General features: G+C 43.4%; 14 protein-coding genes. 12 read left to right on the top strand and 2 right to left on the bottom strand.

All coding sequences use genetic code 11. From position 1 onward, the window contains the following. The 6 genes from WBM49_RS00345 to hypE all read left to right on the top strand — a co-directional run. On the top strand, positions 1-463 hold a 463-nt coding region (locus tag WBM49_RS00345; RefSeq protein WP_424370066.1), incomplete at its 5' end, for a nickel-dependent hydrogenase large subunit. 15 nt (positions 464-478) lie between these two features. Then, positions 479-1,234 (top strand): Ni/Fe-hydrogenase, b-type cytochrome subunit, encoded by a 756-nt coding sequence (cybH, locus tag WBM49_RS00340; RefSeq protein ID WP_424370065.1) that lies wholly within the window; start codon positions 479-481, stop codon positions 1,232-1,234. 22 nt (positions 1,235-1,256) lie between these two features. Beyond that, the gene (locus WBM49_RS00335; protein ID WP_424370064.1) at positions 1,257-1,805 is read left to right on the top strand and encodes a hydrogenase maturation protease; all 549 of its coding nucleotides are present in this window, start codon (positions 1,257-1,259) and stop codon (positions 1,803-1,805) included. Then, positions 1,802-4,066 (top strand): carbamoyltransferase HypF, encoded by a 2,265-nt coding sequence (gene hypF / locus WBM49_RS00330; RefSeq protein WP_424370063.1) that lies wholly within the window; start codon positions 1,802-1,804, stop codon positions 4,064-4,066. The genes WBM49_RS00335 and hypF overlap by 4 nt, the downstream gene beginning before the upstream one ends. Next, the gene (hypD, locus tag WBM49_RS00325; RefSeq protein ID WP_424370062.1) at positions 4,063-5,157 is read left to right on the top strand and encodes a hydrogenase formation protein HypD; all 1,095 of its coding nucleotides are present in this window, start codon (positions 4,063-4,065) and stop codon (positions 5,155-5,157) included. Before hypF ends, hypD begins: the two co-directional genes overlap by 4 nt. A gap of 3 nt (positions 5,158-5,160) precedes the next feature. After that, positions 5,161-6,186: a hydrogenase expression/formation protein HypE gene (gene hypE, locus WBM49_RS00320; RefSeq protein ID WP_424370061.1), complete on the top strand. Its 1,026-nt coding sequence runs from the start codon at positions 5,161-5,163 to the stop codon at positions 6,184-6,186. Here hypE and WBM49_RS00315 read toward each other — a convergent pair. After that, positions 6,183-6,887 (bottom strand): hypothetical protein, encoded by a 705-nt coding sequence (locus tag WBM49_RS00315; protein ID WP_424370060.1) that lies wholly within the window; start codon positions 6,885-6,887, stop codon positions 6,183-6,185. The two genes, hypE and WBM49_RS00315, sit on opposite strands and share 4 nt — an antisense overlap. Before the next feature lie 130 nt (positions 6,888-7,017). After that, on the bottom strand, positions 7,018-8,328 hold the full coding sequence (locus WBM49_RS00310) for an OmpP1/FadL family transporter (RefSeq protein WP_424370059.1): 1,311 nt from the start codon (positions 8,326-8,328) through the stop codon (positions 7,018-7,020). A gap of 386 nt (positions 8,329-8,714) precedes the next feature. Between WBM49_RS00310 and WBM49_RS00305 the strand changes: the two genes are divergently transcribed. The 6 genes from WBM49_RS00305 to WBM49_RS00280 all read left to right on the top strand — a co-directional run. Beyond that, the gene (locus WBM49_RS00305) at positions 8,715-9,662 is read left to right on the top strand and encodes a 3-keto-disaccharide hydrolase (RefSeq protein WP_424370058.1); all 948 of its coding nucleotides are present in this window, start codon (positions 8,715-8,717) and stop codon (positions 9,660-9,662) included. A gap of 72 nt (positions 9,663-9,734) precedes the next feature. Continuing rightward, positions 9,735-12,146: a glycogen debranching protein gene (locus WBM49_RS00300; RefSeq protein WP_424370057.1), complete on the top strand. Its 2,412-nt coding sequence runs from the start codon at positions 9,735-9,737 to the stop codon at positions 12,144-12,146. Positions 12,147-12,229: 83 nt separating this feature from the next. Further along, on the top strand, positions 12,230-14,371 hold the full coding sequence (locus WBM49_RS00295) for a glycoside hydrolase family 97 protein (RefSeq protein ID WP_424370056.1): 2,142 nt from the start codon (positions 12,230-12,232) through the stop codon (positions 14,369-14,371). A gap of 7 nt (positions 14,372-14,378) precedes the next feature. Then, positions 14,379-14,777, top strand: coding sequence for a hypothetical protein (locus WBM49_RS00290; RefSeq protein WP_424370055.1), 399 nt, complete (start codon positions 14,379-14,381; stop codon positions 14,775-14,777). Positions 14,778-14,840: 63 nt separating this feature from the next. Continuing rightward, positions 14,841-15,569, top strand: a complete 729-nt coding sequence (locus tag WBM49_RS00285) for a DUF6090 family protein (RefSeq protein WP_424370054.1) — start codon at positions 14,841-14,843, stop codon at positions 15,567-15,569. A 7-nt stretch (positions 15,570-15,576) separates the two neighbouring features. Continuing rightward, the coding region (locus WBM49_RS00280; protein WP_424370053.1) for a DUF6090 family protein at positions 15,577-16,082 on the top strand (506 nt) is incomplete at its 3' end.

The raw sequence follows: 16,082 nt of genomic DNA, 5'->3' as shown, positions 1-16,082 counted from the left end.
TGGAAGAACTGCTGCCAGAGGTATAGAAACACAATTGGTAGCCAATTGGACGATGGAATTCTATAACACCCTGTTGCAAAATATCAAGAATGGGGACAGTAGAATGGCTAATATGGAGAAATGGGAGCCGGAAAAATGGGCACCCGAATCCAAGGGAGTTGGTTTCTCTGAAGCTCCCCGTGGTTCACTGGCTCACTGGATACGGATTAAGGATGGCAAAACTGAAAATTACCAGTTGGTAGTACCATCTACCTGGAATGCATCTCCCAGAGATCCAAAAGGGCAGCGCTCTGCCTATGAATCTACCTTATTGGGCACCCCGGTGGCCGATACGGAATTACCCTTAGAGATCATAAGGACCATCCATTCTTTTGATCCTTGTTTAGCTTGTGCCGTGCACTTGTATGATGAGCATGGCAATCACATTTCACAGGTACAGAACATCTCTAGTTGTGATATCTAACTAATTAGTGCTGTCATGAAAACAAGAAGCTATAAACGCGTTTATGTTTGGGAATTACCGGTAAGGATATTCCATTGGATCAATGTGCTGGCAATTACAACCTTGGCCATTACCGGATTTATTATCGCCGATCCACCTGCTATTATGTCTAATGCAGAGGCGAGCGAAAGCTATTGGTTTGGTACCGTGCGGTTTATTCATTTTGGATCAGCATACATCTTCTTTTTTAATATGATTTTGAGAGTATACTGGGCCTTCGTTGGGAATCGTTTTGCAAGTTGGAAGGCATATATCCCTCGCGATAGGAAAATGTGGCACAATCTCTGGCATGTGTTAAGGGTGGATATATTTTTAGGAAATGAAAAACATCCTGATGTAAAAAATATTAGTGTGGGACATAACACCATGGCGGCCCTTTCTTATGTGGCACTATTCCTGATAGCCCTGGTACAGGTCTTCACAGGTTTTGGTTTGTATGCCTCCATGTCCGGGTGGTGGCTTCCTAAGCTTTTTGCCTGGGTAGTTCCTTTTATGGGGGGCGATTTTATTGTCAGGACTATACACCATTCGGCTACCTGGTTATTCATTTTATTCACCTTGATTCATGTATATCTGGTCTTTTACCATGATTGGCTCGAAGGTAGAGGGGAAGTGTCTTCAATGTTCGGCGGGTATAAGTTTGTTTCTTCAGAACGCATGTCCACAAAGAAAGCCAATATTACCAATGTAGAACCTCCGGTAGTAGAACCGGAACCCGAATCTGTAGGTTAAGCGTGCATAACACCATTGTATTATGGGGATTTCCAGGATAGTCAGAACACCTACTGCCGTGAGCAGTGATGCTTTCTTTTTTGAAAAGGATAAGTCACAAAGTATATTGGTTCTGGGGGTGGGCAACTATCTCATGGGAGATGAAGGCGTAGGCGTGCACCTTATTCAGCAGATGGCGGATAAACCCTTACCGGAGGGTGTAGATATTCTGGATGGGGGAACAGGAGGGTTTTTATTACTGAACTGTTTTGAAGCCTATAAAACGGTCATTTTTGTAGATGCCACCATGGATGGGCAACCGGCCGGAACAATTTCCCTTATTCGTCCCAAATTTGCAGCCGATTTCCCTACTGCATTGAGTGTTCATGATGTGGGTTTGAAAGACATGATAGAAGCAGTATACCTCATGGATGTAAAACCAGATATACACCTGTTCACCATTTCGGTAGATGGCGTGACGCCAATGACTGTGGAATTATCGCCAGAAGTAGAAGCGGCCATTCCGGAAACCATAAAACAGATCCTGACCCTTATTGCAGGGTTGCAGGGTGCATTTACAACCACATCATGACCTGTAAAATTGTGATCAACGGACAGGTACAAGGGGTCGGATTCCGACCCTTTGTTTATTCAACGGCCTTTCAGTTCCATATAAAAGGCACCGTATCAAATAACGTAGAAGGGGTCATAATTTATGCAACTGCTAGCAAAGAAAATCTCGATCTTTTTTATCATCACCTTTTGACACACCCACCCAGTGTTTCGAGAATTAATGGCCATTCCAGGCAGGAAATCCCCAAGCAATCCTTTAGTAGCTTTTCCATTGTAGCCTCAGAAAAAAACGCACTCCTTAATTTGCAGCTTACCCCAGATTTTGCCCTTTGTGAAGTGTGTAGGCAAGAAACGACCGATCAAGAAAACAGGCGCTACTACTATCCCTTTACAACATGCACTTACTGCGGACCTCGTTGGGCCATTACAAATTCTTTTCCTTTTGAACGGAATCACACCAACATGGAAAAATACCAAATGTGTACCGAATGTGAAAAGGAATACAAAGATCCCCTGGACAGACGCTTCCATTCGCAAACAAATTCTTGCGGTCAATGTGGTGTTCAGCTTTCATTGAATGATAAAAAGGGCACAGTATTAGAAACAAAACCAAAAGCGGTATTTAAAAAAATAGCCTCCTTTATACGAGAAGGAAATATCATTGCCGTAAAGAATACCAGTGGGTATTTGCTTTGTTGCGATGCTCGCAATACGAGCGCTATTACAGAATTGCGCAGAAGAAAAAAAAGACCATCAAAACCACTTGCAATAGTATATCCTTCTATAACCGAGTTGCAAAAAGTGTGCAGTCTAAGCCCGTTTCAGGAATTGGCATTAACAAGTACAGAAAAGCCCATAGTCCTGATCAATGCTCTATTGTTTAAAGGGCAACTAGCAGTGGATGCCTTGGCTCCTAACCTGAGTCAATTAGGTGTCATGATCCCTTATACGGCCTTATTGCATTTAATGATGGAAGAAATAGGCTTCCCTGTGGTGGCAACCAGTGGTAACATCCATGGATCGCCTATTATAAGTTCTGAAGAAGATGCGGTCAGGGAATTGAGAGAGGTGGCCGACTATTTCCTACATCACGATCTGGAGATCAGTATTCCCCAGGACGATTCCGTACTTAAATTCACACCAAAATATCAGCAAAAAATATTCTTCCGGCGCTCGCGGGGGTATGCTCCCAATTACTACGGACATTTACCCGGTCTTACAAATAAGGTCATGGCAATGGGCGGGCATTTGAAGAGTACTATCGCTTTCAATCCCAATGACTATATCTACCTGAGCCAATATTTGGGTAACCTGGATAATTATGATGTTTATCAGCGCTTTGTCAAAACAGCAGAAATGTTTGTTCAAATGTTTGAACAGACCCCTGAGGTTGTTCTGCACGATCTTCACCCTGTCTATGAGAGTACTCAGTTTGCAAGATCACAGGGACAAATCTGGGGCGCTGAAGTTTATGGAATTCAACATCATAAGGCACATTTTGCTTCGGTTTTGGGCGAACATCAACTTTTTGAACAAAATGAGCCCGTATTAGGAGTTATCTGGGATGGTACCGGGTATGGTGAAGATGGGGCCATCTGGGGTGGGGAGTTTTTCTTGTTTGAAGACCATTTGATAAATCGAATAGGTAATTTTCAGTATTTTGATTGGCTGGCAGGCGACAAAATGGCTTCAGATCCCATATTATCACTTTTTTCCCTGGCCAATCCTGATATGCAGTATTTACTGGAAGAAAAATATAGCAGTACTGCTCTTGGAATCTACGAGATTATAAAGCAAAAAAATAAACTGAAAACGTCTTCAGTAGGACGAATTTTTGATGCAGTTGCTTCCCTCCTTGGTATTTGCGATCATAACTCCTTTGAAGGGGAAGCCGCCATGTTGATGGAGAGTTGTATTTCCACGTATCGGCTGGAGGATTGTAACGCCTATATCAAGATAGAGGAGAAGGGTGTAATCCCAACGTATAAACTTATTGAATTACTTCATACCGATTTACAAAATGGAACACCGAGGGAACAAATCGTTTTAAACTTTTTATATACCCTGGCTACGCTGATTTTTCAAATGGCAGACCAATATAAGGTTAACCAAATAGCCTGTAGCGGGGGCGTATTTCAGAATGCTGTGCTGGTAGATATGATCAGAGAAATTGGTAAAGACGATTATATACTCTATTTTAATAGTGCTTTATCTCCCAACGATGAAAACATTTCATTTGGACAGCTGGCTTTCTTCTCTAACATAATTCAAAAATCATGAAATATCTCAATGAATATCGAAATATGGAGGCCACTAAAGGCTTTTTACATCTACTTGAAGAGACCGTTACCAAAACCTGGAATATTATGGAGATCTGCGGAGGTCAGACACATAGTCTTGTTAGAAATGGTATTCTGGAGTTATTACCAGAAAAAGTTCGCATGATTCATGGCCCTGGTTGCCCTGTGTGCGTTACTCCAATAAACCTTATAGATAAGGCAGTTGAATTGTTGGAGCAAGGAGTCATTGTATGTTCCTTTGGAGATATGGTAAGGGTTCCTGGCAGTAATAAAAGTCTGCAGGAAGCAAAAGCAGATGGGGGTGACCTGCGAATTCTGTATTCCCCTCTGGAGGCAGTTAAAATTGCCAGAGAACATCCGGAGAAAGAGGTAGTTTTCTTTGCAGTGGGTTTTGAGACTACGGCCCCTGCAAATGCCCTTTCAGTATTGCATGCACAAAAAGAAGGCCTTACCAATTATTCAATTCTGGTCTCACACGTTTTGGTGCCACCTGCCATGCAGGGTATACTGGATGATGAATTTTGTAGCATCGATGCATTTTTGGGTGCCGGCCATGTATGCGCCATTATGGGAACGAAAGAGTACCATCCTCTGGCGGCTCGCTATAAGATCCCGATCGTTATCACGGGCTTTGAACCTTTAGATCTGGTTGAGGGTATTTATATGGCTGTAAAGCAACTGGAAGAAGGGCGGTATGAGGTGGAAAATCAGTACGCAAGGGTCGTTCGGGAAGAGGGCAATATAGAGGCCAGGAAGGTGATAGATACTATTTTTGAGGTGGGAGACCGAGCATGGAGAGGTATTGGTACCATTCCGAATAGTGGTTTCGTACTTAAGAAAGCATTTCAAAGCTTTGATGCCGAGTATAAATTTGGGTTACAGGCCATAGAAGCGGCTGAAAACCCAAATTGCATTGCAGGCGAAATATTAAAAGGGATCAAAAAGCCACATCAGTGCAGCCAGTTTGGGAAAGGCTGCTCCCCAGCCAATCCTCTTGGAGCACCTATGGTTTCTTCTGAAGGAGCTTGTGCAGCCTACTATCACTATTCAGATAATTTAATTTCTTCCTAATCAATGGAATCAACAAAAAAGAACTATCAGCAGATTCAACTGGGTCATGGAAGTGGCGGATTAATGACTCGGGAACTATTAGATGCCAATATTTTTAAAATATTCAGCAATCCATTTTTAGATCAGAAACACGATGGGGCCATCATAAATATTGATGGTCCCATGGCCATTTCAACAGATAGTTTTGTAGTGTCTCCCATTTTTTTTAAAGGAGGCAATATTGGTGAACTGGCCGTAAACGGAACGATCAACGATATAGCTATGTGCGGTGCAATGCCCAAGTACCTAACCCTTTCTTTTATTGTTGAAGAAGGATTGCCCATGAAACAATTTCAGGATATTATAACGTCAATCAAAAAGACGGCAGATGCCTGTAAAGTTCAGGTAGTAACAGGAGATACGAAAGTAGTGGAAAGGGGCAAAGGGGATCAGATCTTTATCAATACTACAGGGGTAGGAGCCGTACATTCAAAAGCTCAAATTTCTTCAGAGGCTGTAAAGAACGGAGATAAGATCATAGTGAACGGATTTCTCGCCCAACATGGTATGGCGATCATGTCTGAACGGGAGGGACTAGAATTTGAATCTGCCATCGTAAGCGATACCACCCATTTACATTTTTTGGTAAGGGATCTGCTCGATAAATTTGGAGAGAAAATTCATCTGTTTCGAGATCCTACCAGAGGGGGTCTCGCCAGTGTGTTGTCCGAGATCGCCACAGATATCAATAAAGGGATAGTGCTCGAAGAAAAAGCCATTCCCCTCGAGAAACAAGTGGCCGCTGCATGCGAAATACTGGGACTAGATCCTTTGTATGTTGCCAATGAAGGAGTGATGGTAGTAATTGTTGATGCTGCAATAGAAGAAGATGTTTTAACCCTGATGCGTAAGGATCCAAAGGGCACCAATGCTGCGAGTATAGGTACATTTACTTCAGAACATCCTGCCAAAGTGGTTATGCGAAGTAACCTGGGAGGCAAACGCATAGTTAGCCCGTTATTAGGGGAACAATTGCCTCGTATATGTTAAGTACTAAATATCCAATAACAACCAATAATAATTGCAAAAAGACCTCCCGAAAACCGGATACCATTAAAAAACATTTCGTTATGTCCATTTTTTGAAAGCGCAGCAACTTTTCCTATGAGAAAAGTGTACACGGTCATCGCCAGGACGATCCCGCAGCCAAAACCGCTGATATAGGCAACGGCATCAGATGTGTTTTCAAAACTCAATACCGGTAAAAACATCAAAAAATGTGATATGCCTGCCAAACCATGAAGTAAACCAATAGTAAATGAAGCAAAATTAGACTGATGTAGTTTTTTTGAATGGTGGTGGTGGTGCCCGGGATTAAGGCTATGGTCATGAGAATGTTTGTGTATAACAGGCCCTTCTTCACTGTGTACATGAAGGTGGGCATGTTTTTTATCTTTTTTAAAAAGTTTATAGATCGCCCAGCAACCAATCCCCAGCAGTACAAACCCTACCAATTGTTCGCTGTAATCAGATATCAGGTCTATTGGGATCAATTCTTTGAATAAGACAAAGAGGATTCCTATTCCAAGCATTCCCGCCAGGTGACCTAATCCCCAGGAAAGACCAATCTTCCACGCTTTTCTTTTTGTTTCAATGGCGAAAGGTGTTACAGCAGCCAAATGGTCTGGCCCTGTAACGACATGAAGCATAGAAGCCATCAATGCTGCGATAAAGGGAAGTGAATTCTCCATTGTTAACGGTAAGGTGACCTATACACCATTTTAAAACTACTAAATTTTTTAGATGTCTTTCCAAAAAAAAGCGATACCGTGTTTGCAGTATCGCTTTGCTGGCTATAAAAGTCAATATTCATCCAGTAGATTACTTGCCAAAGGTATAACTGGCCCCTACCATGATCATGGAAGTCGTCATGTCATAGGAAACTTCGCTTCCGGGAATTGCTCCATAAGGAGGGAAGTTGGGGATGAATTGAGGGTTTAATAAAGGTCCGGAAGTGCTACCTCCGCTAGACCCATAGTGGTATACGGCATCCAGAGATATTTTATCACTGGCTTCAAAACTAAAGCCAAATTGGAAGGCGTTTTTTATAACAGCTGTCGCAGGAACACTAAAGAAGGCAAGATCACTGTTTATAGGATTGGAACTATAGGTATAGCCCAAACGTAAAGGCAGTTTGTTAATTCCTTTATATTGGATTCCTGCAGAAATAATATTGATGTTCTCCCAGCCAAATCCCGCTACGGAAAAGGTATTGGTCCAGCCTTTTTCAGCAAAGCCCTCGGCATTTTCATAATCTACCATGCGGTAATCTAATGCCAGGTCAACATTGCCAAGAGAGTATCCTAAACCCACTGAGTAAATAGCCGGATAGTTGATCTTAAAATCATTCGTGGCGGTTGTATTATCAAGATAGGTGTTGTCCAGGCTAAAATCACTAAAGGATTGCTTGGTCTTATACGATGCCCCAGCTTTAAAACCAGACGGACTGTTATAGAAAACACCAAATTGTGCACCAAATCCCAAGGCTGTTGCCTTATCAGCAGAAGGATAGCCGGCCCCTGTGGGATTTGCTGTGGGGTTTGGGATCAACTTCAGGCTTGCGTAATTGAAGGTTGGTTCTACCCCAATGGAGAATTGGTCGGAGACTTCATAGGCCCATGTTAGTCCTACCTGCAGCAGACTATAGTCTGATTCCACACGGCCAAAGCCACCCATGCTTTGAGGCATATTAATAGGATTGCTGCTGCTTTCCGGGAAGGTAACCCCAAAACCACTAATCCCGAAGGCAGAGAGTCCAAAGGTATGCTTGCTTTCGGGATATGTCCATACGTAAGCAATTGCTGGCAAGGGAGATACTCCCCTGTCATCAGCGGTGCTGCCGCTAAAGAAATTTCCCGTAGGTTGCCCGTTATTATCAAATTCCGGAACAGTAGAGTTTAGTTCGGGTGAGGAGAAGAAGAATCCAATATCTAATTTGAGTTGATTTTCATCGAAGACGGAAATGGCAGCTGGGTTCCATTGTAAAGCTCCTGAAATATCCAGGGGTTGCCCGGTGGCCGCCCCACCCATAGACATGTTTACTGAACCCACCCCTTGCATAATATGTCCGGCTTGTGAGAAGACGGTCATGGCAAAGAGTGAAAAGGCGAAAGTAACCAGATAGTTTTTCATTGATTTGTACATTAGGCAACCCTGTGCCTATTAGAGAGCCCTTCCCCAGTGCCCGGGTTGCGGTTTTTAGATTACGATAAAGGTAGTAGCAAGAAAAAGGAAAAATACTGAGAAAAGTCATTGTTTGATGCTTGTGTAACCTAGGTTACACAATTATAAAATATTGAATATCAATGTAATAAAATATTTTCGAACAGATTTTGTTATCGCCTTTCTCTAAATTTATTTCTCTAAACACTGAAGATATATTGGTGCTTGAAAGAGAATATAGTGTTTACTGCTTCATTGCATGCAGAAGTGAAAGAAAGGGGTGTAAAAGCTTTGCTATCTTACCTCGCTTTACAATTATTTTCTATATTTATAGACATATCCAAAAACACATCGCAATGAAAATATCCTCCCCCTTTTTCCAAAGAATAGTTATTTTATCCTTTCTTTTTTGTTCCATTCTTATAATGGCCCAGGAAACTCCGAGTGTCATTGGTCGTTGGGACCTTGAAGTGCAAGACGGAGACAAATGGCTACCTGCCTGGTTGGAGGTGAAACAATCTGGTAGCAAGGCACTGGTAGGACATTTTGTGGGTGTTTCAGGAAGCGCCAGGCCTATTTCTGAAGTGTATTTTAAAGAAAATCTGATCAACTTCAGTATACCACCTCAATGGAATGGAACTCACTATTTACATGTAACCGGAACAGTTAACCAAGGCGCCATGGAAGGTAACCTTATCGATCCATATGGCAAGCCACATATGTTTAGAGGAGTACGGGCACCAGAATTGCTTACACCAGAACCGGCAAAATGGTCAAAACCCATAGCACTGCTTAAAGATAATACCACAGATGGCTGGACCATCCCTGCGGGGAGTAACGCCAACCAATGGTTCGTAAAAGACGGTATCCTTACCAGTCCCGCTTCAGGGGTAAACCTTATGACGGAGGAAGAATTCATGGATTTTAAACTCCATATTGAATTCAGATATCCGGAGCATTCAAACTCTGGAATCTACCTCCGTGGACGTTATGAGGTACAAGTGGAGGACAGCTACGGAAAGGAACCATCTTCTGTGTATCTGGGAGGTGTTTATGGCTTTCTAACACCCAATGAAAATGTTGCAAAGAAGGCAGGGGAATGGCAAAGCTATGATATTACCTTAGTGGGCCGCCGTGTAACCATTGTGGCCAACGGGGAAACCGTTATATTCCGGCAAATAATCCCTGGGATCACCGGGGGTGCACTAAATAGCCACGAAGGGAAGCCAGGGCCTCTGTTATTGCAAGGAGATCACGGACCTGTAGAATATAGAAATATTACTATTTCCACGCCTCAGGAATAATACCTTGCTTTACAACAGTATCTGAAATCAGAGGACAAATTGACTAGGATCTAATACTAAATAATAGTTCTTATGATGATGAGAAAAATCTTTCTATGGCTTGTATTGGGAGTAATTCTGCTGCAATGTAAAGATGCTGAAACATTTTCGTTCGCTGAGCTAGTTATAGACACACCCCATATTGAAGGTAAGAAAGCCTATCTAAAGTCGCCCTTTGTCACGGCAGGCAACAGGGTCTATCTGGTGGGCCACCAGGATGGAAGCTTTCCGGAACTGGGCTGGCATATAAAAAATGAGATGGGCGGACTTTGGGATCATCCCATAAAATTGATGGACGGATTTCAGATAATGCTCGGTTCAGATGGATTAAAGACTACACTTAATAAAGCCGACAAATTCACCAATTACCCTTTTGCCAACAAACATACATTTGAGTTGGATGAGCAGGGACTTAAAGCAGAACGCTGGCAATTTGTTCCCGATGATCAGGAAGGGATCCTTATACAATTGGTGATAACCAATAAAACGGATAGCCATAGGGAATTAGCTGTTTCTTTTACCGGATATGCTGACCTTCGCCCTACCTGGCTGGGAGAACGCAGCAATATGCTCAATAGTCCCGATATCAGCTATTTTAATGAGTCCACGGACAGCTGGGTAGTAAGAGATAGTCTAAACCCATGGTTCGTAACCTTTGGGGCCAATATACCTTCTGAAAATAATGGAAGGGCAAAATCAATTTATCATGAGAAGGACTCTGCTGCATCTCTTTCCTTCTCCGTTTCACTTGCCGCCAAAGAATCCAGAACCATACAGTTTGCCATCGCAGGTTCCTATGTGTCAGAAAACGCCGCTTTGGCCACCTATAAAACGCTGCAAACAGAATCCCTGTCCCTTTTTAAAGAAAAGCGAGACCGCTACGCACAATTAGCGAACCAATCTAAACTCACTATTCCGGATAAACACCTGCAGCAGACCTTTGAATGGCTCAAGTACAATTGTGATTGGCTGGTGCGAACCGTTCCCGAAATTGGGACAGGCATCACCGCCGGTATCCCGGACTATCCCTGGTGGTTTGGGGTAGACAGCGAATACGCCCTTAAAGGGTATATGGCAGTGGGGCAAACAGAGGCGGTAAATAAGACCATCGCTTTATTAGATAGTTTATCTGAGGTCACCAACGGCAATGGCCGTATTGTCCATGAAGTATCTACCAATGGAGCGGTCTTTAACGAAGGAAATATTAACGAAACACCACAATTTGCCTCACTGATCTGGGAGATCTACAAGTGGAACGGCGACAGGGCTTTTTTAGAGCGCTATTTTCCCACTATTAAAAATGGGCTTGGATGGCTGATGCGTGAAAAAGATGCCAATGGAAACGGTTTTCCGGATGGATTTGGGATGATGGAGATACATGGCCTGGACAGCGAGATGATAGACGTGGCCGTCTATACCCAACGCGCCTTTTCCGATGCTGCGGAAATAGCCGGGGAATTAGGGGATACCGCCCTGGCCAACCAATACCAGAAAACCGCCGATGCTATAAAGGACAAGATCAATACCGAGTTCTGGTCGGATGAGTTTAATTCGTACGCCGACTTCATAGGCACAGACCAACAGGCATTGCGTCTTATTGAAGATGCAATGATACGGGCAGATACGCTCAACAAACCCTGGGCAGTAGCAGAACTGGAAGTCACTAAAAAGTCAATTTTAGCCTATCCTTCTCAAAATCCAAGGCCTTTTGTGTTACACCATAACTGGGTGGTGAATACTCCCATGGAAATGAAGCTGGCTGATCCGGATAAGGCACTGCGGGCACTTACAACTGCCGAGACCTTTGTAAATCCTTTTGGTGTATTTGTAACCGGAATAGACCGGGATGCCTCAGCAGGTTCGGACGAGGGATCCTTTAAAGGTTCTAAGGTGTTTTCGTATACCGGGGCCGTGATGACCTTACCTACCGGAGTGCAGGCCATAGCAGAGAATAATTACGGCAGGCCCAATCAGGCCCTTAATTATCTGCAACGTATGGCGAGGACCTTCAGCTTTGCATTGCCTGGCAGCATGTACGAGGTGTCTCCGGATTATGGGATGATGACCCAGGCCTGGAATATTTATAGTTTTGCCATCCCCATTGTACAGCAGTTCTTTGGTGTTGAACCAATGGCCTCCCAAAAGAAAGTGAAAATAACGCCTCAAATGCCTGATGCCTGGCCAAACGCCTCCCTGGAGAATATTCTTATAGCAGATAATTCCGTCTCCGTCTTTTATAAGACCGCTGAAAACGGGGAAATAACCATCACCGTTACCCAAAAGAACCCGGAATGGGAAATTCTGTTGCGGCTTCCTGAAGTAAAGGCTGGCGATCCGTGCAGGGTAATGCGCAGTTCAGAAGCCCCGGTAGTTAAAGATGGGTATTTTAACTTTAAAGCCAAGGGAAACAAGCTGGAGGTCTCCTTCAGAAATGATGGGGGATAAATCCTAATCTGTGGTTTGAACAAGAATTAGTAGTTTATCAACTTCTTTTTTATCTTTAGAAACACTCTTAAAAAATTTCCAAAATGATTTCATGTTTAAAAAAGTATGCCGCCTTGCTATGTCTCACCGTATTTGTTTTCTCTCTTTTTGGTTGCTCTATGCAAACGGAGTCGTTACTGAGCTCCCCCAATGAACAGATACGTGTTAAATTCTCCCTGACGGAAGCTGGGACACCCCAATACGAGGTTTTCTATAAGGAAAACGCTGTGATCCTTTCTTCCAGCATGGGTTTTGAATTTAAGGACCAACCTCCCCTAAACGAAGGTCTTCGCATCACAGAAATGAACAATCGTCAGGAAGATGAGACCTGGGCCATGCCCTGGGGGGAACAAGACAGTGTTCGCAATCATTTTAACGAATTAAAGATTCAACTTGAAGAAACAGGGGCTCCCAACAGAAAATTGAACATAGTCTTCCGGGCCTTCGATGATGGAATTGGCTTCCGTTACGAATTCCCCGAACAACCAAATCTGAACGAAGTATTGATTACAGATGAAAATACTCAGTTTAACCTCACCGGGGACCACCAGGTGTGGTGGCAACCGGGCGACTGGGATATCTACGAACACCTTTACAATGCCACCAAATTTTCGGAGATCGATGCAATTTCAAAACGCGATGATCCCAATCTGAAAGCCACCTATATACCCGAAAATGCAGTGAATACCCCCGTGACCATGAAGACCTCAGAGGGAGTGTATCTGAGTTTTCACGAGGCAGATCTCACCGATTATTCCGGCATGACCCTAAAAGTAGATACTAGCAACAATAGTATGGTAAGCGAACTGGTAGGTTCTGAACGTCTGCAGGGGAAAGCCATGATATCTGCACCTTTTAATACCCCCTGGCGCACCATACAGATCGCAGACCGGGCGGGCGACCTAATAGAATCCAGAATGGTTCTCAATTTAAACGATCCGAACATACTGGGGGATGTAAGTTATTTTACGCCAATGAAATACGTGGGTATCTGGTGGGAAATGCACCTTGGAAAATCTACCTGGGATATGGAAGGCAGCCAGAGTATGAACACTTTTACCAACAGTGGGGAGATTAAACCCAACCATGGGGCAACCACAGAAAATGCGATGCGATATATTGATTTTGCCTCAGAAAATGGCATCAAGGGTCTGTTGGTGGAAGGCTGGAATACCGGCTGGGATAAGTGGATCAACACAGATGACCGCGAAGGGGTTTTCGATTTTATGACCCCTTACGCAGATTATGATTTTGACAAGGTGATGGCATATGCCAGGGAAAAAGGCGTGGAGGTTATTATGCACCATGAAACCTCTGCCGCTCCCCTTACGTATGAAAAGCAGATGGACGTTGCCTATAAATTCATGAAAGACAATGGAATGAATGCCGTAAAAACTGGCTATGTAGGGAAAATCATTCCCAAAGGGGAATACCACCACGGACAATGGATGGTACGTCACTATCAAAAGGTGTTGGAAGAGGCAGGCAAGATGAAAATTGCCATCAATGCCCATGAACCAATTAAGGCAACCGGGAAACGCAGAACCTATCCCAATGCCATTGCCAGGGAAGGGCTCAGGGGACAGGAATTCAACGCCTGGGCTGCAGACGGGGGCAATCCTCCCAATCATTTACCTACGATAGCTTTTACGCGCATGCTGTCTGGTCCCATCGATTTTACGCCGGGGATCTTTAACATCAAGTTTGACGAGTACAAGCCAGATAATCAGGTAAGTACCACCCTGGCCCACCAATTGGCCTTATATGTGGTGATCTACAGCCCTGTGCAAATGCTGGCCGATCTCCCTGAGCATTATATGGAAAATGGGAAGCCTCACCCGGCCCTGCAGTTTATCCGGGATGTTGGAGTCGACTGGAGTGAGAGCCATGTCCTGGATGGAGAAGTGGGCGAATATGTCACAATCGCCAGAAAAGAAAGAGGCACCGGCAACTGGTTTGTGGGAGGTATCACTGGTGACGAAGAAAGGATGGAGACCATAGTGTTTAACTTCCTGGAGGAAGGCAAAACGTATGAGGCCATTCTTTATGAAGATGGCCCGGACGCCCATTGGGATACCAATCCACAGGCCTACGAAATTAAAACGATGGATGTTTCCAATACAGATACCGTTGAGGTTATGTTAGCCCCGGGCGGCGGCTTTGCCCTGAGTTTAAAAGAAAAATAATTTTCATATGAAAAATAAGGTAAAGTACATCATACTGGGAATGTTGCTGATAGGTGGCATACACAATGCAATAGCCCAGGAGGCAGATTCTGCGATGTCTCCTTCAGATACCTTGGTAGGGGAGTGGACCATCGATTTACGGCCCACTCCCGAAGCTGATGGGTATTATCAGATGTTCGTGGTAACAGCTGTGGAGGGAAATACTTTTTCCGGGACCTTTTATGGCAGCCCTGTTAAAAATGGGTTGATCAACCGCAACTGGGACAAATTATATATTGCCTTTACTACCAGCGATGACAGCAATGACTACTACCATTCTGGCTACCTGGAAAACGGCAGTTTGCAAGGCATCAGTTACTGCCCAAACCGGGCCTTTGCGGCTCCCTGGACGGGAGCCAAAGAGTAGGCCGTCCGAATATAAATTGTTAGGCATAAATTCCTATTTTTAAGGAACCAACTTTTCCTGACTATGATCACCTTTTTCCGTAAGCTGCGCCAACAATTGCTCACCCAAAACAAGTTTTCACAATATCTCATGTATGCGATAGGTGAAATTGTACTGGTGGTGATAGGAATACTTATTGCCCTGCAGATCAATAACTGGAACGAGCATCAGAAATTACAGGAACAGGAAAAAAAACTATTGCTTTCACTTCAAAAAGAGATGCAGGAAAATATTGCTATTCTTGAAGACAAAGTAAATTATAATGAAGTCAGCATGGCCAGTATGGACAGATTCATAACATTGGCGTACAAAGAAAGATTAACAGAATATAACTACACTTCCAATATCAGAATATTTGATTATAATCCTGCCATTGTGGAATCGCCCATACTAGATGATATCTTAGAATCGGATTCCCGGGCGTTGTTGTCAAATTCCGAACTTTTACAGAAACTCAGGGCCTTAAAAGCCAATTATAACGCTATAGAAAAAGGGGAATATTATCTGGATGAATTCTGGAATAATAAGATTACAGATTATCTGATTTCCGCGGGTACCGGCTATGTTATATTCAGCGTGATGGAGGCGGATAATATTCCGGATGATATACCAACTCAAAAAGTATTGAAGATAGACGACCAGTTCTTATCCCTTATTGTGGTTAAAAAAGGGCTCCAGAGGGTATGGCTACGCAGTCAGAAAAATGCGTTGGAAAGGTCCAAAAAAGTAATACAACAGCTTGAAAATATGTAACAAATAAATGATTAAGTTCTTCAGAAACATCCGTCAAAGAATGCTCATTGAAAACAAGGTTTCCCGTTACCTGCTTTACGCCCTGGGCGAAATTGCGCTGGTCATGATCGGAATTCTACTAGCCTTGCAAGTCAATAATTGGAATGAACTAGAAAAGGAAAAGAAGGAGGAGCAAAAGCTCCTGACAGACCTTCGTTCGGAATTTTCTCAAAATGAAGTATCTCTCGATTCTGTATTGAAAAAAACAAAGGATACGCACAGCAGTTTGTCTGTCTTGATCCGGTTAATTGGAACGGACAGTCTTCACGATTTCAAGGGAAAAAAGTTAGATAGTCTATTGATAGAGTGCCTGGATAATCCCTATTGGGACAGGACAGAATTTATTTTAAGAGATCTGGAAAATTCGGGACGACTCTCAAAATTAACCAACAAAAAATTAAAATTGGCTCTGTATAAATGGTCCCAACTGAATTCCTCTATTTCGGATAAAGATGAAGATGCCAATATCGCCTA

It is taken from the genome of Muriicola sp. (assembly GCF_049669965.1).
Classification (GTDB): Bacteria; Bacteroidota; Bacteroidia; order Flavobacteriales; family Flavobacteriaceae; genus Muriicola.
Note: the sequence above shows the minus strand (reverse complement) of the source record. Positions and strands in the feature narration are given on the sequence as shown.

Excerpts from the sequence above, each read along its gene's own strand:
- cybH (WP_424370065.1), top strand. The coding sequence starts at position 479 with ATGAAAACAAGAAGCTATAAACGCGTTTATGTTTGGGAATTACCGGTA.
- WBM49_RS00335 (WP_424370064.1), top strand. The coding sequence starts at position 1,257 with ATGGGGATTTCCAGGATAGTCAGAACACCTACTGCCGTGAGCAGTGAT.
- hypF (WP_424370063.1), top strand. The coding sequence starts at position 1,802 with ATGACCTGTAAAATTGTGATCAACGGACAGGTACAAGGGGTCGGATTC.
- hypD (WP_424370062.1), top strand. The coding sequence starts at position 4,063 with ATGAAATATCTCAATGAATATCGAAATATGGAGGCCACTAAAGGCTTT.
- hypE (WP_424370061.1), top strand. The coding sequence starts at position 5,161 with ATGGAATCAACAAAAAAGAACTATCAGCAGATTCAACTGGGTCATGGA.
- WBM49_RS00315 (WP_424370060.1), bottom strand. The coding sequence starts at position 6,887 with ATGGAGAATTCACTTCCCTTTATCGCAGCATTGATGGCTTCTATGCTT.
- WBM49_RS00310 (WP_424370059.1), bottom strand. The coding sequence starts at position 8,328 with ATGAAAAACTATCTGGTTACTTTCGCCTTTTCACTCTTTGCCATGACC.
- WBM49_RS00305 (WP_424370058.1), top strand. The coding sequence starts at position 8,715 with ATGAAAATATCCTCCCCCTTTTTCCAAAGAATAGTTATTTTATCCTTT.
- WBM49_RS00300 (WP_424370057.1), top strand. The coding sequence starts at position 9,735 with ATGATGATGAGAAAAATCTTTCTATGGCTTGTATTGGGAGTAATTCTG.
- WBM49_RS00295 (WP_424370056.1), top strand. The coding sequence starts at position 12,230 with ATGATTTCATGTTTAAAAAAGTATGCCGCCTTGCTATGTCTCACCGTA.
- WBM49_RS00290 (WP_424370055.1), top strand. The coding sequence starts at position 14,379 with ATGAAAAATAAGGTAAAGTACATCATACTGGGAATGTTGCTGATAGGT.
- WBM49_RS00285 (WP_424370054.1), top strand. The coding sequence starts at position 14,841 with ATGATCACCTTTTTCCGTAAGCTGCGCCAACAATTGCTCACCCAAAAC.